Genomic DNA, 18,643 nt, shown 5'->3' on the forward strand with positions numbered 1-18,643 from the left:
AGCCCCAGGTGCTCGAGCGGATGGAGGCCGCGTCCCGCCGGTGAGCTCACAGCTGACCGCCCCGGACGTGGTCGGATCGACACGACCGGGGCCGGGAGAAAGGGAGGCGGGCGGCACCCGTGAGGGTCGCCGCCCGCCTCTGTCCGGCCCTGGGCCGGCCCGAGCTCGTCGGTGTCGGACGCCGGGCGTCCGCCAGGTCAGCGTTCTCCGTCGCCCGCCGTGACGGGGCTGGCGGTGAGCCGCTCGGTCTCGTCCTGTATCTCTGCGGCGATCTTCTTGAGTTCTGGCTCGAACTTGCGACCGTGGTGGGCGCAGAACAGGAGCTCTCCGCCGGTGGCCAGTACAACGCGCAGGTACGCCTGGGCGCCGCAACGGTCACAGCGGTCGGCCGCCGTCAGCGGGCTCGCGGGGGTCAGAACAGTAGTCACGTCGCCTCTTCTCTAGCTCGACGAGCTGTCGTACCAGGGTCAACATCCAACCAGTCCGGAAATGTTCCCGCTCCGGACTTTTCCTCGGAAGTCGCCTTCGCGGTCGGTCGAACGTTGCCGGTTGGCGGCGAATGAGCCGTAGTGCTTGGTGTGGTGCTGGTCGGTGTCGCAGGTCGGTCCAGTTGTCGCCTCCGAGCCGCTGTTTGCCGCTCGTTGATGAGGACGTGCCCGGAGCCTAAACGGTTCATGCCTCGAAGGGAACGTGATGTACACGTCACCCCCTCGGAGTATCGAACTGTTGCTCGAATCCGGGCTAGCATATGTTTACCCGAGGGTGGCGTCTCACCAGCTCCCGCAAGGGTCGGTACCCTCTGAGCGGCAGCATGCCACCCCAGTGAATTCAGCGAGGAGCGAACCGCGTGACCGCCCAGACGTCTGTGCCGTCGTCCACCGCACTGCTGACCGGAGCGGACCGGGACAGCTCCAACTACACCGCGCGGCACCTGCTCGTCCTCGAGGGGCTCGACGCGGTCCGCAAGCGCCCCGGCATGTACATCGGGTCCACGGACAGCCGTGGTCTGATGCACTGCCTGTGGGAGATCATCGACAACTCCGTCGACGAGGCCCTGGGCGGCCACTGCGACGACATCGAGGTGATCCTCCACCACGACGGCTCGGTCGAGGTGCGGGACAACGGCCGCGGCATCCCGGTGGACGTCGAGCCGAAGACGGGCCTGTCGGGCGTCGAGGTCGTGATGACCAAGCTGCACGCGGGCGGCAAGTTCGGCGGCGGCTCGTACGCGGCCTCCGGCGGTCTGCACGGTGTCGGCGCCTCGGTGGTGAACGCGCTCTCCGCCCGGCTGGACGTCGAGGTCGACCGCAACGGCCGCACGCACTCCATCAGCTTCCGCCGCGGCGTGCCCGGGATCTTCACCGAGTCCGGGCCGGACGCGCCGTTCGACCCGTCCGGTGGCCTGCTCAAGGGCAAGAAGGTCCCGAAGACGCGGACCGGCACCCGGGTCCGCTACTGGGCGGACCGGCAGATCTTCCTCAAGGACGCCGCGCTCTCGCTCGACACGCTGCACGCCCGCGCCCGTCAGACCGCCTTCCTGGTGCCGGGCCTGACGATAACGGTCCGCGACGAGAGGTCTGCGGAGGGTGCGGAGTCGGCGGTCGAGGTGTTCCGCTACGACGGCGGCATCAGCGAGTTCTGCGAGTACCTGGCGCCCGACCGGGCGATCTGCGACGTGCTGCGCCTCCAGGGCAAGGGCACGTTCAAGGAGACGGTCCCGGTGCTCGACGACCGGGGCCACATGATCCCCTCGGAGGTCACCAGGGAGCTGGGCGTCGACATCGCCCTGCGCTGGGGCACCGGCTACGACAGCGCGGTCAGGTCGTTTGTCAACATCATCGCCACGCCCAAGGGCGGTACCCACGTCGCCGGCTTCGAGCGCGCCGTGACACGCACGGTCAACGAGGTGCTGCGGTCGAGCAAGCTGCTGCGGGTGGCCGAGGACGACATCGTCAAGGACGACGCCCTGGAGGGGCTGACGGCGGTCGTGACGGTCCGGCTCGCCGAGCCGCAGTTCGAGGGCCAGACCAAGGAGGTGCTCGGCACCTCGGCGGCCTCCCGGATCGTGGCCCAGGTGGTCGCCAGGGAGCTGAAGGCGTTCCTGACCTCCACCAAGCGGGACGACAAGCAGCAGGCGCGCGCGGTGCTGGAGAAGGCGGTGTCGGCGGCTCGGACGCGCATCGCGGCCCGTCAGCACAAGGAGGCCCAGCGGCGGAAGACGGCGCTGGAGTCCTCCTCGCTGCCCGCCAAGCTCGCCGACTGCCGCAGCGACGACGTGGAGCGCAGCGAGCTGTTCATCGTCGAGGGGGACTCCGCCCTCGGTACGGCGAAGCTGGCGCGCAACTCGGAGTTCCAGGCGCTGCTGCCGATCCGCGGCAAGATCCTCAACGTCCAGAAGTCCTCGGTGTCGGACATGCTGAAGAACGCCGAGTGCGGCGCGATCATCCAGGTGATAGGAGCGGGCTCGGGGCGGACGTTCGACATCGACCAGGCGCGCTACGGGAAGGTCATCTTCCTGGCCGACGCCGACGTGGACGGTGCCCACATCCGCTGTCTGCTGCTCACGCTCTTCCAGCGCTACATGCGGCCGATGGTCGAGCAGGGCAGGGTCTTCTCCGCCGTGCCGCCGCTGCACCGCATCGAGCTGGTGAATCCGCGCAAGGGCCAGGACAAGTACATCTACACGTACTCGGACAGCGAGTTGCGGCAGACCCTGCTCGAACTGCGCGGTGAGGGAGTGCGTTTCAAGGACTCCATCCAGCGCTACAAGGGTCTGGGCGAGATGGACGCCGACCAGCTCGCGGAGACGACGATGGACCCGCGCCGCCGCACGCTGCGCCGGATCAACATCAGCGACCTGGAGGCCGCGGAGAAGGCGTTCGACCTGCTCATGGGCAACGAGGTGGCGCCGCGCAAGGAGTTCATCACGACCTCCGCCGCGACGCTGGATCGTTCCCGCATCGACGTGTGAGCCACGCCGAAGGGCTCCGTCGCGGCGTCCGGCCGGTGCCGGCCCGGTACCGCAAGAAGAGCGTCACCTGATGGGGTGAAGTGCACGGAAGGCCCCTTGCGCGCACTTCGCCCCCCGCCATCCTGGTGCTCCGGCAAAGCGGACAACCCCGTCCGCATCGCCGCGGCAAGGAGGGTTCGGGTGACTTTCGGGTGACGCAGCACGGTACGTACGGTGGCACGCGCCCCCCGGAACCCCGGGGCGCGTTCGGCTTCGACCCCTGGTACGACGAGCTGGCCTCGGGGCGGGAGGGGTGGCTGCCGGTCGCGCCGCCGCCGGGGGGTGTTCCCGAGTCCCGCAGGAACGGTCCTGCGTACGACGAGGCGGGGGCGATCTACCTCGCGGTGCAGCGCAGCCCCGAGTTCCAGGAGGTACGACGCCGGCACCGCCGCTTTGTCTTCCCCGCGACGGTCGCGTTCCTCGGCTGGTACCTGCTGTACATCGTCACCGCCACCGCCGCGCCCGAGCTGATGGCGCGCCCGGTGGGCGCCGGGCCGGTCAACGTCGGCATGCTCGCCGGGCTGGGCCAGTTCGCCAGCACCGCCCTGCTGACCTGGCTGTACGTGAACCGCGCCCGCCGGCGCTGGGACAAGGAGGCGTTCGACCTCCGCTGGGACACCCAGCTGCGCACCCGGGGAGCGGCCAGATGAGTCTCACCTGGAACCACCAGACGCTCGCGCTGGTCCTGTTCAGCGCGTTCATCGCGCTCACCCTCGCGATCACCACCTGGGCCAGCCGCCGCAGGCAGGGCTCACCCGAGGAGTTCTACGCCGGCGGCCGGCTCTTCTCCCCGGCCGAGAACGGCTTCGCGATCGCGGGTGACTACATGTCCGCCGCGTCCTTCCTCGGCATCTCCGGGCTGATCGCGCTCTACGGCTACGACGGCATGGTCTACTCCGTCGGCTTCCTGGTTGCCTGGCTGCTCGTGCTGCTGCTCGCGGCCGAACTGGTCCGCAACTGCGGCCGCTTCACCCTCGCCGACGTGCTGGTCACCCGGCTGCGGGAGCGTCCCGTCCGGATCGCCACGGGCACCTCGTCGGTGGTCGTCTCGGTGCTCTACCTGGTCGCCCAGATGGTCGGCGCGGGCACGCTCGTGGCGCTGCTGCTCGGCTCCGCCGACTCGGCGGTGCGCACCTGGGCGGTGGTGGCCGTGGGCGCGCTGATGGTGGTCTACGTCTCCTGCGGCGGTATGCGCGCCACCACCTGGATCCAGATCGTCAAGGCGTTCCTGCTGATGGGCGGCGCGGTCGCGCTGACCGTCCTCGTCCTGCTGCGTTTCGGCGGCGACCCGATCTCCCTCCTGTCGGACGCCGCCGAACGGAGCGGGAGGGGCGAGGACTTCCTCGCGCCGGGCCTGCTCTTCGGCGAGAACCTGGTCTCGCGGCTGGACTTCATCAGCCTCGGCATCGCCCTGGTCCTGGGCACGGCCGGGCTGCCGCACATCCTCTCCCGTTTCTACACGGTGCCCACGGCGAGGGCCGCGCGCCGCTCGGTGGTCTGGGCGATCGGTCTGATCGGCAGCTTCTACCTGATGACGATCGTGCTCGGGTTCGGGGCGGCGGCGCTGCTGGGCAGCGACACCATCCGCGCGGACAACGCCGCGGGCAACACGGCCGTACCGCTGCTCGCCCAGTACCTCGGCGGAGGCGCCGGCACCACCGGGGGAACGGTCCTGTTCGCCGTCGTCGCGGCCATCGCCTTCGCGACCATCCTGGCCGTGGTCGCCGGCATCACGCTGGCCTCCTCCGCCGCCATCGCGCACGACCTGTACGCCTCGTTCGCCCGCCGCCGGGCGGACCGCCCGGTGCGCGAGGTGGCGGTCGCCCGCGTCGCCGCGGTGGGCATCGGCGCGGTGGCGATCGGGCTGGGGCTGCTCGCCCAGAACCTCAACGTCGCGTTCCTCGTCGGGCTGGCGTTCGCGGTCGCGGCCTCGGCCAACCTGCCCGTGCTGCTGTTCACGCTGTTCTGGCGGCGGTTCACCACCCGGGGCGCCCTATGGTCGGTGTACGGCGGACTGGTCCCGGCGGTGGTGCTGGTGGTCCTCTCGCCGGTGGTGTCCGGCAGCCCGGAGGCGATCTTCCCCGGGCTGGACTTCGCGGTCTTCCCGCTCCAGAACCCGGGCGTGGTCTCCATCCCGCTCGGCTTCCTCGCGGGCTGGCTCGGCACGATCGGCGACCGGACCGGCGCCGACGTGACCCGCCACGCGGAGACCGAGGTGCGCGCCCTCACCGGGGCGGGCGCGGCGTGAGCCTTGTCAGCGCGTCACCTCGGGGAGTGCTCAGCCGCAGGTGCCGTCCAGCGCGGTGACGGCGGTGACCGTCATCCGCGGCTGCCGGCCGAGCGCGGCGCCGCAGCTCGCGGGGCTCGCCGGCGCCGTCAGGTCGGCCACGACGTTCACCCGCCAGGCCCGGCCGTCCCGGTGCCGGACGGGTACCGCCCAGCCCTCCTCCGGGGTCTCCGCGTGGCTGACGGCCAGCGCCTCCCCGACGGTCAGCGCGTCCGGGTCGCTCTCACCGGTCAGCTCGCGGACGGCGAGTTCGGCGGCCTGGCCCTGCCTCTCCCAGGTGGAGCGACCACGGCAGTTGTCGGTGACCACACGGCCCTCGGCGAGCGAGTGCAACACCTCCTTCACCCTCGGCGCGTCGGCCCGGCCGTAGGCGTAGCCGTGCGGCAGCACCAGCAGCGTCGGTGAGAAGCGGTGACCGCCGATGTGGGTGACCTCCCAGACGGCCGGGTGCGAGGCGGCCAGTTCGGCGGCGAGCGGGCGGCCGAGCACCGCGCAGCAGCGGTCCCGCTTGCCGTTGGTGCACACCAGGACCAACGGCTCTCCCCCGTACGGGACGCCGAAGCCCTGGTGGTCGCCGTCGGCCAGCGCGGCCATGTCCAGCTCCAGCAGTTCCCGGAGACTTCCGGGCCTCGCGACCCGCAGCCAGCCGGCGCCCGGCGCGGTGTGCGCGGCGAAGACGGTAGGCCGACGGGCCTGGCGGGGGGTGTCCGCGTGCCGCCCGGGGCGGCGGACAAGCGCGACACGCGTGCCGGTCCGCTCGGTCGCGCCGGCGAGCGCACGGCCGACCGACCGGTCGAGCCGGCTCTCGGCGAGGGCGTCGGAGCCCCACGGACCCGGCTGCTCGACCAGCAGCCAGGTCCTCGCGGTCGCCGCCGTGGCGGCCAGCGGTTCGGCCAGCTCCTGGGAGGCTGTGGTGCAGGTGGTCACGTAGGCGACCCTAACCTCATATAGCATCACCGCCACCGCGACCCGGACCCCGCGGCGGCGGCACACACCAGGAGGAGACACCTTGCGCACCCGGCCGATCCCGGTCATCGTCATCGCCGGCTTCCTCGGATCGGGGAAGACGACGCTGCTCAACCACCTGCTGCGCAACCGGGACGGGGTGCGCATCGGCGCGATCGTCAACGACTTCGGCGGCATCGAGATCGACGCGATGGCGGTCGCCGGGCAGGTCGACTCGATGGTCTCGTTGGGCGACGGCTGCCTGTGCTGCGCGGTGGACACCGAGGACCTGGACGACGTCCTCGACAAGCTCGCCCGGCCGTCGGCGGGCATCGACCTGATCGTGATCGAGGCGAGCGGGCTGGCCGAGCCGGAGACGCTGATCCGCATGCTGCTGGCGAGCCGGGACCGGCGCATCGTCTACGGCGGCCTGCTGGAGGTGGTGGACGCCGCCGAGTTCGAGGCGACGCGGGCGCGCCACCCGGAGCTGGACCGCCATCTGCGGGTCGCCGACCTCATCGTGCTCAACAAGACGGACCGGGTGGTCGACGAGCGCCGCCGGGCGCTGCTCGCGGAGATCAACACGCTGGCGCCGGGCACCCCCGCCGTGGCCGCCGCGCACGGCCGCGTCGACCCGGGGCTGTTCTTCGACCGGGACGGCGAGGCGGCCGAGCGGGACGGCATCCGGCAGCTGACCTTCGAGGACCTGCTGCGGGAGACCGCAGAGGACGAGCACGGCCACGAGCACGCGCACACCGCCTACCAGAGCGTCGAGTTCGTGAGCGGGGAACCGCTCAACCCGCGCCGCTTCATGTCCTTCCTGGACCGCAGGCCGGCCGGCCTCTACCGGATGAAGGGCGTCGTCCGCTTCTCCGGAGCCGGTGGGGCCCAGCGCTGGCCGGTGCACGCGGTCGGCGGTTTCCTGCGCTTCTACCCCGAGCCGTGGGGGGCGGGGGAGGAGCGCCTCACCCAACTGGTGCTGATCGGCACCGGTCTGGACGCTGAGGCGCTGCGGGAGGAACTGGCCGGCTGCGTCCAGACCGGAGAGGCCGGAGAGGTGGACCACGACGAGAGCGCCCTGTGGGGCGTGCTGCGCTACGTCGACGATCCGGAGGCGGACGCGGAAGCGGACCCGGAAGCCGAACCGGAGACCGACGCCGACAGCCAGCCGCACGACCCGGAGGCCGACCTCGGCGGTCCTTACGGCACCGGCGTCGGCCCGCGGACGCCGTCGTTCTGACAGCCGCGGGAAACGCCCTCGGGCCGGGCTCCGCACGTGGCGGAACGCGGCCCGAGGGCGTTTCCCGAAAGGGGCGGCTCGCCGGCTACAGCGCGCCGGACACCACCGCGACCTGCTTCTTCATCGGGCTGCCCGAGCCGTCCCGGCGCGGGTCGGGTTCGGGCAGCTCGGCCGGCGCGCCCGTCCTGGTCGCGGCGCGGGCGGGCAGGGTGCCGGCCCAGGCGAAGACCAGGCAGTCCTCGCCCTTGAGGAGCCGCTGGCACCGCACGCCGCCGGTGGCCCGGCCCTTGCGCGGGTACTGGTCGAACGGCGTCAGCTTGGCGGTGGTCGCGGCGGCGCCGGTGAGCGTGCCGCAGCTTCCGGCGACAGTGAACACCCCGGCGTCGGCGGCCGGGTCGACGGCGGCGAAGAAGATCACCTTGGCGTCGCCGCCCAGTTTGACGCCCGCCACCCCGCCGGCCGGTCGGCCCTGCGGGCGCACCTGGGAGGCGGGGAAGCGCAGCAGCTGGGCCTCGTCGGTGATGAAGACCAGGTCCTCCTCGCCGGTGCGCAGCTCGACGGCGCCGACGATCCGGTCACCGTCCTTGAGGGAGATGACCTCCAACTCCTCCTTGTTGGCCGGGTAGTCCGGCACCACCCGCTTGACGACGCCCTGTTCGGTGCCGAGCGCGAGACCGGGGGAGGACTCGTCGAGTGTGGTCAGGCACAGCAGCCGCTCGTCGTCAGCGAGTGTCAGGAACTCCGACACCTCCGCGCCGCCGGCCACGCTGGGCAGCGCGGAGGCGGCGAGCTGCGGCAGGTCGACCACCGGCACCCGCAGCAGCCGCCCGGCCGACGTCACCGCGCCGACCTCGCCCCTGGTCGTGGCGGGCACGGCGGAGACGATCACGTCGTGCTTGGCCCGGCCGCCGCCGGAGGGCGCCGCGGCGTCGCCGTCGACGCGTCCGAGCAGCCCGGTGGCGGACAGCAGCACCCGGCAGGGAGCGTCCTCGACCTCCAACGGCACCGCGGCGACCGGGCTGTCGGCGGACTCCAGCAGCACCGTGCGGCGGGGCGTGGAGTACTTCTTGGCCACCGCGGCCAGCTCGGAGCTGACCAGCTTCCGCAGCTCGGTGTCGGAGTCCAGGATGCGGGTCAGCTCCTCGATCTCCTCGCCGAGCCGGTCGCGTTCGGCCTCCAGCTCCAGCCGGTCGAAGCGGGTGAGCCGCCGCAGCGGGGTGTCGAGGATGTACTGGGTCTGCACCTCGGAGAGCCCGAAGCGCGCCATCAGGCTCTGCTTGGCGGCGGCGGCGTTCTCGCTGCCGCGGATCAGGGCGATGACCTCGTCGATGTCGATCAGCGCGACCAGCAGGCCCTCCACGAGGTGGAGCCGGTCGGCGCGCTTGCTCCGGCGGAAGGAGCTGCGCCTGCGGACCACTTCGAAGCGGTGGTCGACGTAGACCTCCAGCAGCTCCTTGAGGCCGAGGGTCAGCGGCTGGCCGTCCACCAGGGCCACGTTGTTGATGCCGAAGGACTCCTCCATCGGCGTCAGCTTGTAGAGCTGCTCCAGCACCGCCTCGGGGTGGAAGCCGTTCTTGATCTCGATGACCAGCCGCAGTCCGTGCGCCCGGTCGGTGAGGTCCTTGACGTCGGAGATGCCCTGCAGCTTCTTGGCGTTGACCAGGTCCTTGATCTTCGAGATGACCTTCTCGGGGCCTACGGTGAAGGGCAGTTCGGTGACGACGATGCCCTTGCGGCGCGTGCTGACCTGCTCCACCGAGGTGGTGGCGCGGATCCGGAACGTGCCGCGTCCCTTGGCGTAGGCGTCCCGCACGCCGGAGAGCCCGACGATCTGACCGCCGGTGGGCAGGTCGGGTCCCGGCACGTGGCGCATCAGCGTCTCGAGGTCGGCGCCCGGGTGCTTGACGAGGTGCCGGGCGGCGGCGACTACCTCCCCGAGGTTGTGCGGCGGCATGTTGGTGGCCATGCCGACGGCGATCCCGGAGGCGCCGTTGACCAGCAGGTTGGGGTAGGCGGCGGGCAGCGCCACCGGCTCCTGCTCGCTGCCGTCGTAGTTCGGCGCGAAGTCGACGGTGTCCTCTTCGATGGACTCGACCATCAGCCCGGCGGCCGGCGCCGTGCGGCACTCGGTGTACCGCATGGCGGCGGGCGGGTCGTCGTTGCCGAGCGAGCCGAAGTTGCCGTGGCCGTCGACGAGCGGGAGGCGCATCGAGAAGGGCTGCGCCATCCGCACCAGGGCGTCGTAGATCGCGCTGTCGCCGTGCGGGTGGAGCTTGCCCATCACCTCGCCGACGACGCGGGCGCACTTGACGTGCGCCCGTTCGGGGCGCAGTCCCATCTCGTGCATCTGGTAGAGGATGCGGCGGTGCACCGGCTTCATCCCGTCGCGGGCGTCGGGCAGCGCACGCGAGTAGATCACCGAGTAGGCGTACTCGAGGAAGGACCCCTGCATCTCGTCGACGACGTCGATGTCGAGGATGCGCTCCTCGAACGGCTCCGGCGGCGGGGTCTTCGTACTGCGGCGGGCCATCGTGGCTGCGGCTCCTTCGGATCCGTACGGGCTGCGGGGTCGGTCGCCGACCATTGTGGACCCACCCGCCGACAGCCCGGCGCCCGACCCACGCGGCGCGCGCCGTCAACCCGGTGGCGGAAGCCCCCGGGAACTTGGCGGGCGAGCCGCGCGGTTGCATAGAGTGACAGCAACCGCCCGTCGCCAACCGAAGGGACTCTCCGCCCATGGGTCACACGGCCACACCTCCATCGGCCACAGGAGGGCTGACGGCCACCGAGCACCGGTTGTCCAACGGCCTGCGTGTGGTGCTCTCCGAGGACCACCAGACGCCCGTGGCAGCGGTATGTCTGTGGTACGACGTCGGTTCCCGCCACGAGGTGAAGGGCCGCACCGGACTGGCCCACCTCTTCGAGCACCTGATGTTCCAGGGGTCCGCCCAGGTCCCCGGCAACGGCCACTTCGAACTCGTCCAGGGCGCCGGCGGCTCGCTCAACGGCACCACGAGCTTCGAGCGCACCAACTACTTCGAGACGATGCCGGCCCACCAGTTGGAGCTGGCGCTGTGGTTGGAGGCGGACCGGATGGGTTCGCTGCTCGCCGCGCTGGACGAGGAGTCGCTGGAGAACCAGCGCGACGTGGTGAAGAACGAGCGCCGCCAGCGCTACGACAACGTGCCCTACGGCACGGCGTTCGAGAAGCTCACCGCGATGGTCTTCCCGGACGGCCACCCCTACCACCACACCCCGATCGGCTCGATGGCCGACCTGGACGCCGCCTCCCTGGAGGACGCGCGCACCTTCTTCCGGACCTACTACGCGCCCAACAACGCGGTGCTCGCGGTCGTCGGCGACATCGATCCCGAGCAGACGCTTCTGTGGGTGGAGAAGTACTTCGGCTCGATCCCCGGCCACGACGGCAAGCAGCCGCCGCGCGACGGCACCCTGCCCGAGGTGATCGGCGAGGAGCTGCGGCAGGTCGTGCGGGAGGAGGTGCCCTCGCCCGCGCTGATGTCGGTCTACCGGCTTCCGCACGACGGCACCCGGGAGGCGGACGCCGCCGACCTGGCGCTGACCGTGCTCGGCGGCGGCGAGTCCAGCCGCCTCTACAACCGGCTGGTGCGCCGCGACCGGCTCGCGGTCACGGCCGGGTTCGGCATGCTGCGGCTGGCCGGCGCGCCCTCGATGGGCTGGCTGGACGTGAAGACGTCGGGGGACGCGCGGATCGCCGACATCGAGGCGGCGGTCGACGAGGAGCTGGCACGCTTCGCCGAGGAGGGCCCGACCGCCGAGGAGATGGAACGCGCCCAGGCGCAGTTGGAGCGCGAATGGCTCGACCGGCTGGCGACGGTCGGCGGCCGGGCGGACGAACTCTGCCGCTTCGCCGTGCTGTTCGGCGACCCGCAGCTGGCGCTCACCGCTGTCCAGCGGGTGCTGGAGGTCACCGCGGAGGAGGTGCGGGAGGTCGCCGCCGCCAGGCTGCGCGGCGACAACCGGGCCGTGCTGGTCTACGAGCCGACCGGGCCGGAGCAGCCGCTGGCCGAACCGGGTTCGGCCGAGGAGTCGGAGCCGGTCGAGGCCGCGACAGTGGAGTCCGCGCCGCCGGCGCGGGCCGGGCAGGACGCGCAGGAAGGTAGCAGCAAGTGAGCGACGTCGTCCCCGCGATGGACTTCCATCCGCAGCCCACCGCCGGGCAGCCCCGGCCCTGGGACTTCCCCGCGCCCGAGCGCGGCGCGCTGCCCAACGGGCTGACCGTGCTGCGCAGGCACCGGCCGGGCCAGCGGGTCATCGCCGTCGAGGTGTGCGTGAACGCGCCGCTGGAGGCGGAACCGGCCGGCCTGGACGGCGTGGCCACGATCATGGCGCGGGCGCTGTCGGAGGGCACCGACAAGCACACCGCCGAGGAGTTCGCCGCCGAGCTGGAGCGGTGCGGCGCCACGCTCGACGCGCACGCCGACCACCCCGGCGTCCGGGTCTCGCTGGAGGTGCCGGCGTCCCGGCTGCGACCGGCCCTCGGGCTGCTCGCGGACGCGCTGCGCGCGCCCGCCTTCCCGGACGCCGAGGTGGAGCGCCTGGTGCGCAACCGCCTCGACGAGATCCCGCACGAGCTGGCCAACCCGGCCAGGCGCGCGGCGATCGCGCTGTCCGGGGCGCTCTTCCCGGCCGGCACCCGGGTCTCCCGGCCCCGCCAGGGCACGGCAGAGACGGTCGAGCGGATCGACGCGGCCTCGGTGCGCGCCTTCTACGAGGCACACGTGCGGCCGGCGACCTCCACGCTGGTGATCGTCGGCGACTTCGACGGGATCGACGTGGACGCGGCCCTCGCGGACACGGTCGGCGCGTGGACGGGCGCCCCGGCCCAGCCGTTCCGGGTGACGCCGATCACCGCCGACGACACCGGCCGTGTGGTCGTCGTCGACCGGCCGGGCGCGGTGCAGACCCAGGTGCACATCGGCCGGATCGGCCCGGACCGGCACGACCGGGTCTGGCCGGCCCAGCTGCTCGGGGTGTACTGCCTCGGCGGCACGCTGACCTCCCGGCTGGACCGGGTGCTGCGCGAGGAGAAGGGCTACACCTACGGCGTGCGCGCCTACGGCCACGTGCTGCGCTCGGCGCCCGACGGCAGCGGCGCGGCCCTGCTGGTCATCTCCGGTTCGGTGGCCACGGAGGTCACCGGCCCCGCGCTGACGGACCTGTGGCAGGTACTGCGCACGGTCGCCGCCGAGGGGCTGACCGACGAGGAGCGCGACTTCGCCGTGCAGAACCTGGTGGGTGTGGCGCCGCTGCGCTACGAGACGGCGGCCGCGGTGGCGAACACCCTCGCCGACCAGGTCGAGCAGCAGCTGCCGGACGACTACCAGGCAGGCATGTACACGCGGCTCGCCGAGACCGGCACGGTGGAGGCCACCGCCGCGGCCGTCAGCGCCTTCCCGTCGGACCGCCTGGTGACGGTGCTGGTGGGCGACGCGGAGAAGATCGCCGAGGAGGTGCGCGGGCTCGGCATCGGAGAGGTGACCGTCCTGTCCGGCCAGTAGCACCCCCGCCGGGCGCGGGCGCCCGGTCCGGTATTCCCCCAGGTCCCCTGGTTGTGGCTGGTCCCACAACCAGGGGACCTACTATGTCCGATTTGTCACCTCCGCGAGGGGCTTCGGTGTGGCCTGTGCGACAAATGACCGGATCTGATTGCCACATCCCAGATGTCCCGTTTAGCTTCGGTGGTCGCTGCACGTCTGAAGTGCCCGCAACCGCGGCCGACGTGCGCAATCGCCGAGTCCCCGTGTTGGGGGAGCCGGGGACCCATGTGAAGTCCTTGGGGTGAATCGGGCCTGCCCAGGCGTGCCCGTAGGAGACCTTCCTGCTCCGAACCCGTCAGCTAACCCGGTAGGCGAGAAGGAAGGAAAGGAGCACGCCTGCATGGCGTTCACCCGTGCCCTCGCCAAGTACCGTCCCACCCGCCGCACCGCTCGCGGAGCCGGCGCCGCCGGCGCCGCACTCCTCGCGGCGACCCTTGTGGGACCGCTGGCCAGCCCCGCTGCCGCCGTTGTGGTCGCCGCGGCCGGACACGAGACCGGACTGACCCAGGCGATGGCGGTCAGCGGACCGCTCGCCCAGCGCGTAGGCCACCAGGCCGACAACCAGCAGAAGGCCGCCGACGCCAAGCAGGCCGCGGCCGTCAAGGCCGCCGCCGAGGCCAAGAAGGCCGCCCAGGCCAAGGCCGCGGCGGAGGCGAAGAAGGCCGCCGAGGCGAAGAAGGCCGCGGAGGCGAAGAAGGCAGCCGAGGCCCGCAAGGCGGAGGCCGCCCGTAAGGCCGAGGTGAAGCGCAACGCCGAGGCGAAGCGCAAGGCGGACGCCGAGCGCGCCGCCGCCAAGAAGCGCGCGGCCCGTAGCGCGCCGCGTGTCAGCCCCAACGCCTTCGTGAACCCGATCGCCGGCGGCAAGGTGACCACGCAGTACCGTTCCGGCGGCGCCATGTGGTCCTCCGGCAAGCACAGCGGCATCGACTTCGCCGCGCCCGCCGGTACCCCGGTGAAGTCCGTCGGCTCCGGCACCGTCGTCACCGCCGGCTGGGGCGGCGCCTACGGCAACAACATCGTCGTCCGGCACGCCGACGGCCGGTACACCCAGTACGGCCACCTGCTGTCGATGAACGTGTCGGTCGGCCAGAAGGTCGGTTCCGGCCAGCAGATCGGCCGCGTCGGCTCCACCGGCAACTCCACCGGCCCGCACCTGCACTTCGAGGCCCGGACCGCCCCCGGCTACGGCTCCGACATCAACCCGCTCGCCTACCTGCGCGGCAAGGGCGTCGGCCTGTGACCCGCTGACCACCAGCACCACCCCCCACCGAGGACCCCGGCGTGCCACGCCGGGGTCTTCGTGTCGCCTGCGGCGGCCGGCGGCCGCGGGAGATCGACCGAGAGTGTTCTGTGGGCGGTTTTCCGTCTCGTTTTCCGTGCGGCATCGGAATTACGGTGCCGGTGGCATACAGTTCCTTCCAGCGAGCTTCCAGAACACGGGGGAAAGGCCGGAGGGTCGAGCATGCGAATTTCCGCGCACACGGTGTGCACAGCGGTACGGGACGACATCGTCTCCGGTGTGTTCCCGCCGGGTGCGCGGCTTACCGAGGAGCATCTGGCCCGCCGGTACGGTGTTTCCCGGGTGCCTGTGCGGGAGGCGCTGCGCACGCTGGAGTCGGAGGGCTTTGTCACGACCCGGCGGCACGCCGGGGCCTGTGTGGCCGAGCCCACCGAGCAGGAGGCCGCCGACCTGCTGGAGATCCGCGCGCTGCTGGAGCCCCTGGGTGCCGCGCGGGCTGCGCAGCGCCGCACCGAGGCGCACCTGAAGGTGCTGCGCGGCCTGGTACGGCTGGGGCGGCAGCGGGCGGTCGGCGGCCAGGTCTCCGACCTGCGCGCCTTGGGGGACTGGTTCCACGAGACGTTGGCGCAGGCCAGTGGCAGTGGCAGCCTGGCCACGCTGCTTGTCCAGCTGCGCCGCAAGGTGGTGTGGATGTACGCGGTGGACGACGTCCTGCCGACGCAGGCGCAGGTCGTCTGGCAGGAGCACGGCGCGATCGTCGACGCGGTGGCGCGCCGGGACGCGGAGCGGGCCAGGGCCCTGGTGGCCGGCCACCTGGAGCGGATGACGCCCGCGCGCCGCCGGCCCCGGCCGGTGGCGGTGAGGAATCCGAAACCTGCTGTAAACACAGCGCGCGTCCGTGGTTAACACGGGCCGTATACAAAGGTGGTCGGTATTTAGGGGGACGTGCCGGGGAGATGATTCTCCGCGCATTCCGCGATATTCGTCTACCCGGTGATGTGATCGCGGTGCCGCATGGTGTTTTCTGTGTCGTGCCGCCGTGTTCTCGGGAGAACGCGGAAGAGGCGGTGGGGTGCTGTCACTCCACCGCCTCTTCCGCGTCGGATTCCGCGTCGGCTTTCACGCCGGTGCGCCCGTCCGGGGCTCAGACCGTCTCCGGCAGCTCCTCCAGGCCTTCCTCGACGAGCTTGGCCAGCCGGTCGAGCGCCGCGTCCGCGCCCTCGGAGTCCGAGGACAGGACGATCTCCTCGCCGCCCTCGGCGCCGAGGCCGAGCACGGCCAGCATCGAGGCGGCGTTGACCGGGTTGCCACCGCTCTTGGCGATGGTGACCGGAATCCCGGCGGCGGTCGCAGCGCGGACGAAGATCGAGGCGGGGCGGGCGTGGAGACCCTCGCTCCAGCCGACGGTGACGCGGCGCTCTGCCATGGTGTTGCCCTTCGGGTCGAATGTTGTCTAGACCATTTTTGCACAGTGAGCGGCCGTGAGGACAAGAGACCGGCCACATCCGCTGCCCGTACTCTCTCAGGTCGTCCGACGCGCCCGGCCACGTCGTCCGCGACCCGAGACACCGGCCGGCGGACGGACCGCGGCCCCGCGGAGGCGGTGCGGATCAGCCGGAACGGCTTACGCTTGGGCCCATGCACCGGCCCACCGAGCGTGCCTACCCCACCCACTGGGAAGCAGACGTCGTACTGCGGGACGGCGGCACCGCCCTGATCAGGCCCATCACCCCCGACGACGCGGGACGGCTGGTCAGCTTCTACGAGCAGGTGTCGGACCAGTCGAAGTACTACCGCTTCTTCGCCCCCTACCCGCGGCTGTCCGACCGCGACGTGCGCCGCTTCACCCACCACGACTACGTGGACCGGGTCGGCCTCGCCATGTTCGTGGGCGGCGAGATGATCGGCACGGTGCGCTACGACCGCATCGACTCCACCGGCCGCCCCGCCTCCGCGCCCGCCGACAACGCCGAGGTCGCCTTCCTCGTGCAGGACGCCCACCAGGGCCGGGGCGTGGCCTCCAACCTGCTCGAACACGTCGCCGCCTGCGCCAGGGAGCGCGGCATCCGCCGCTTCACGGCCGAGGTGCTGCCCGCCAACACCAAGATGATCAAGGTCTTCACCGACTTCGGCTACTCCCAGAAGCGCAGCTTCGAGGACGGGTCGGTCCACCTGACGCTCGACCTGGAGCCGACCGCCAAGTCGCTCGCCGTCATGCGGGCACGGGAGCAGCGCGCCGAAGCCCGTTCCGTGCAGAGGCTGTTGGCGCCCGGCTCGGTGGTGGTCGTCGGAGCCGGCCGCCGGCCGGGCGGCGCCGGACGCACGGTGCTGGACTCGCTGCGCGCCCTGGACTTCCCCGGTGCGGTCTTCGCGGTCAACAACCGACTACCGGAAGGCCGACAGGAGATCGACGGCGTCCCCGCCTACCGCTCGGTGCTCGACATCCCCGGCGAGGTGGACCTCGTCGTGCTGGCCGTGCCCGCCGCCCAGGTCGACCGGGTGGTCACCGACTGCGGGGAGCGGGCCGCCCAGGGGCTGGTCGTGCTGGCCGCCGACTTCGACCGGGAGCAGCAGCGCGAACTGGTCCGCAAGGCACGCTCCTACGGGATGCGCGTCATCGGCCCGAACGCCTTCGGAGTCATCAACACGGCCCCCGCCGTCCGGCTCAACGCCACCCTCGCCGCCGAACGCCCCCGGCACGGCCGCGTCGGACTGTTCACCCAGTCCGGCGCGATCGGCGTGGCGCTGCTGGCCGGGCTGCACCGGCAGGGCGGCGGTCTGTCCTCCTTCGTCTCCGCCGGCAACCGCGCCGACGTGTCAGGCAACGACGTCCTCCAGTACTGGGACGACGACCCGGACACCGACGTGGCGCTCATGTACCTGGAGTCCTTCGGCAACCCGCGCAAGTTCACCCGGCTCGCGCGACGCACTGCCGAACGCAAGCCGGTGGTGGTGGTGCGCGGCGCCCGGCACAGCGGCAGCGCCCCGCCGCCCGGTCACGCGGTGCCGGTCAGCCGCACCCCCGACGCCACCGTCTCCGCGCTGCTCCGGCAGGCCGGCGTGCTGCTCGTGGACACCGTCACCGAGCTCATCGACACCGGCATCCAACTCGCCTTCCAGCCGCTGCCGTCCGGCCCGCGCGTCGCCGTCCTCGGCAACGCCGAGTCGCTCGGCCTGCTCACCTACGACGCCTGCCTCGCGCAGGGTCTGCGGCCGAGCCCGCCGGTCGACCTCACCACCGCGGCCGCCCCGGAGGACTTCCGTACCGCGCTCGCCGCCGCGCTGGCGGACCCGGACACCGACGCCGTCGTGGTCACCGCGATCCCGCGGGTCGACGACCGGTCGCCGGTCGAGCTCGCCGACGCGCTCGCCGCCGCGTCGGCGGACGCCGACAAGCCGGTCGCCGTCGCCCAGTTGGCGATCGAAGGGCTGGACGACGCGCTCAGCGAACGCCGCATCCCCTCCTTCCCCGCCCCCGAACGCGCGGTGAAGGCACTCGCGGAGGCCGTGCGGTACGCGCAGTGGCGCCGGGACGCCGCCGACCCCGGCCGGGTGCCGGACTACGACGTCGACCGCGCCGCCGCGACGGCCCTGATCGATCGCGCCCTGGCGCACCGGCCGCCCGACGCCGTCGCCCCGACCGGCGGTGAGCCGGGCGGCGCCCACCGCCCCCGCAGCGTGCCGCTGGGCCCGGCCGCCACCGCGGAACTGCTCGGTCACTACGGGGTGGCCGTCCAGCCGATGGCCGGCGCCCCCGACGCCGACAGCGCCGTCGCCGCCGCCGCCCGCCTCGGCTACCCGGTCGCGCTGAAGACCACCGCCCCGCACCTGCGCCACCGCGGCGACCTCGGCGGGGTGCGGCTGGACCTCAACACCGAGAGTGAGCTCCGCCGCGCCTACGCGGAGCTCACCGAAGCGCTCGGCGGGCCCGCCGAGCTCCGGCCCGTGGTGCAGGCCATGGCGCCCCGGGGAGTGGACACCGTCGTCCGCGGCAACTTCGACCCCGGCATCGGCACCGTCCTGTCCTTCGGCCTGGCCGGCACCCCGTCCGAGCTGCTCGGCGACCTCTCCTACCGGCTGGTGCCCGTCACCGACCGGGAGGCGGCCCGTCTGGTGCGCGACCTGCGCACCGCGCCGATGCTCTTCGGCTGGCGCGGCTCGCAGCCGGTGGACAGCGCGGCCCTGGAGGAGCTGCTGCTGCGGGTGTCGCTGCTCCTCGACGACCACCCGGAGATCGTGGCGCTGGAGCTGGAACCCGTGGTCGTCGCCGCGCACGGGCTGACCGTGCTCGACGCCGCCGTCCGGCTCGCCCCGCCCCCCGCCACCACGGACTTCGGCC

The 18,643-nt window shown here is 72.3% G+C and carries 13 protein-coding genes and 1 riboswitch; of the genes, 9 read left to right on the plus strand and 4 right to left on the minus strand.

The features are described from left to right. Nucleotides 1-197: 197 nt before the first annotated feature. Nucleotides 198-428, minus strand: coding sequence for a DUF7455 domain-containing protein (locus GL263_RS06350; RefSeq protein ID WP_182854591.1), 231 nt, complete (start codon nucleotides 426-428; stop codon nucleotides 198-200). A 419-nt stretch (nucleotides 429-847) separates the two neighbouring features. On the opposite strand from GL263_RS06350, the gene GL263_RS06355 reads away from it, so the two are divergent. From GL263_RS06355 to GL263_RS06365, 3 genes are all read left to right on the plus strand, one after another. Next, complete coding sequence (locus GL263_RS06355) at nucleotides 848-2,971, plus strand: DNA gyrase/topoisomerase IV subunit B (RefSeq protein ID WP_182854592.1); 2,124 nt, start codon at nucleotides 848-850, stop codon at nucleotides 2,969-2,971. A gap of 191 nt (nucleotides 2,972-3,162) precedes the next feature. Further along, nucleotides 3,163-3,660 carry a DUF485 domain-containing protein gene (locus tag GL263_RS06360; RefSeq protein WP_182854593.1) on the plus strand — a complete coding sequence of 166 codons (498 nt, stop codon included), beginning with the start codon at nucleotides 3,163-3,165 and terminating at the stop codon, nucleotides 3,658-3,660. Continuing rightward, entirely contained in the window at nucleotides 3,657-5,258 is a 1,602-nt protein-coding gene (locus GL263_RS06365; RefSeq protein ID WP_182854594.1) for a monocarboxylic acid transporter, read from the plus strand. The genes GL263_RS06360 and GL263_RS06365 overlap by 4 nt, the downstream gene beginning before the upstream one ends. A 30-nt stretch (nucleotides 5,259-5,288) precedes the next feature. On the opposite strand, the gene GL263_RS06370 is transcribed toward GL263_RS06365, so the two are convergent. Beyond that, nucleotides 5,289-6,224, minus strand: a complete 936-nt coding sequence (locus GL263_RS06370; protein WP_182854595.1) for a ferredoxin family protein — start codon at nucleotides 6,222-6,224, stop codon at nucleotides 5,289-5,291. Nucleotides 6,225-6,306: 82 nt separating this feature from the next. On the opposite strand from GL263_RS06370, the gene GL263_RS06375 reads away from it, so the two are divergent. Beyond that, nucleotides 6,307-7,482 carry a CobW family GTP-binding protein gene (locus GL263_RS06375; protein ID WP_182854596.1) on the plus strand — a complete coding sequence of 392 codons (1,176 nt, stop codon included), beginning with the start codon at nucleotides 6,307-6,309 and terminating at the stop codon, nucleotides 7,480-7,482. Nucleotides 7,483-7,567: 85 nt separating this feature from the next. Here GL263_RS06375 and GL263_RS06380 read toward each other — a convergent pair whose 3' ends face one another. Next, the gene (locus tag GL263_RS06380; RefSeq protein ID WP_182854597.1) at nucleotides 7,568-10,012 is read right to left on the minus strand and encodes a DNA gyrase/topoisomerase IV subunit A; all 2,445 of its coding nucleotides are present in this window, start codon (nucleotides 10,010-10,012) and stop codon (nucleotides 7,568-7,570) included. 206 nt (nucleotides 10,013-10,218) lie between these two features. On the opposite strand from GL263_RS06380, the gene GL263_RS06385 reads away from it, so the two are divergent. The 4 genes from GL263_RS06385 to GL263_RS06400 all read left to right on the plus strand — a co-directional run bounded on the left by GL263_RS06385 (nucleotide 10,219) and on the right by GL263_RS06400 (nucleotide 15,210). Beyond that, nucleotides 10,219-11,637, plus strand: a complete 1,419-nt coding sequence (locus GL263_RS06385; RefSeq protein WP_182854598.1) for a M16 family metallopeptidase — start codon at nucleotides 10,219-10,221, stop codon at nucleotides 11,635-11,637. A gap of 17 nt (nucleotides 11,638-11,654) precedes the next feature. Beyond that, nucleotides 11,655-13,025, plus strand: a complete 1,371-nt coding sequence (locus GL263_RS06390; protein WP_182854603.1) for a M16 family metallopeptidase — start codon at nucleotides 11,655-11,657, stop codon at nucleotides 13,023-13,025. A 220-nt stretch (nucleotides 13,026-13,245) separates the two neighbouring features. Continuing rightward, a riboswitch (cyclic di-AMP (ydaO/yuaA leader) is annotated at nucleotides 13,246-13,393 on the plus strand. Between the two features lie 11 nt (nucleotides 13,394-13,404). Further along, the gene (locus GL263_RS06395) at nucleotides 13,405-14,304 is read left to right on the plus strand and encodes a M23 family metallopeptidase (protein ID WP_182854599.1); all 900 of its coding nucleotides are present in this window, start codon (nucleotides 13,405-13,407) and stop codon (nucleotides 14,302-14,304) included. A gap of 222 nt (nucleotides 14,305-14,526) precedes the next feature. Then, the gene (locus GL263_RS06400) at nucleotides 14,527-15,210 is read left to right on the plus strand and encodes a GntR family transcriptional regulator (protein ID WP_182854600.1); all 684 of its coding nucleotides are present in this window, start codon (nucleotides 14,527-14,529) and stop codon (nucleotides 15,208-15,210) included. 238 nt (nucleotides 15,211-15,448) lie between these two features. Here the strand turns inward: GL263_RS06400 and GL263_RS06405 are convergent, their stop codons facing one another. Beyond that, complete coding sequence (locus GL263_RS06405) at nucleotides 15,449-15,730, minus strand: HPr family phosphocarrier protein (RefSeq protein ID WP_182854601.1); 282 nt, start codon at nucleotides 15,728-15,730, stop codon at nucleotides 15,449-15,451. Between the two features lie 212 nt (nucleotides 15,731-15,942). Here GL263_RS06405 and GL263_RS06410 point away from each other — a divergent pair. Continuing rightward, a partial coding sequence (locus tag GL263_RS06410; RefSeq protein ID WP_182854602.1) for a bifunctional acetate--CoA ligase family protein/GNAT family N-acetyltransferase occupies nucleotides 15,943-18,643 on the plus strand: 2,701 nt, incomplete at its 3' end.

Origin of the sequence: Streptomyces durbertensis (assembly GCF_014156695.1) — a bacterium.
In the GTDB taxonomy this organism is placed as follows: Bacteria; Actinomycetota; Actinomycetes; order Streptomycetales; family Streptomycetaceae; genus Streptomyces; species Streptomyces durbertensis.

Excerpts from the sequence above, each read along its gene's own strand:
- GL263_RS06400 (WP_182854600.1), top strand. The coding sequence starts at position 14,527 with ATGCGAATTTCCGCGCACACGGTGTGCACAGCGGTACGGGACGACATC.
- GL263_RS06365 (WP_182854594.1), top strand. The coding sequence starts at position 3,657 with ATGAGTCTCACCTGGAACCACCAGACGCTCGCGCTGGTCCTGTTCAGC.
- GL263_RS06405 (WP_182854601.1), bottom strand. The coding sequence starts at position 15,730 with ATGGCAGAGCGCCGCGTCACCGTCGGCTGGAGCGAGGGTCTCCACGCC.
- GL263_RS06385 (WP_182854598.1), top strand. The coding sequence starts at position 10,219 with ATGGGTCACACGGCCACACCTCCATCGGCCACAGGAGGGCTGACGGCC.
- GL263_RS06395 (WP_182854599.1), top strand. The coding sequence starts at position 13,405 with ATGGCGTTCACCCGTGCCCTCGCCAAGTACCGTCCCACCCGCCGCACC.
- GL263_RS06380 (WP_182854597.1), bottom strand. The coding sequence starts at position 10,012 with ATGGCCCGCCGCAGTACGAAGACCCCGCCGCCGGAGCCGTTCGAGGAG.
- GL263_RS06390 (WP_182854603.1), top strand. The coding sequence starts at position 11,655 with ATGGACTTCCATCCGCAGCCCACCGCCGGGCAGCCCCGGCCCTGGGAC.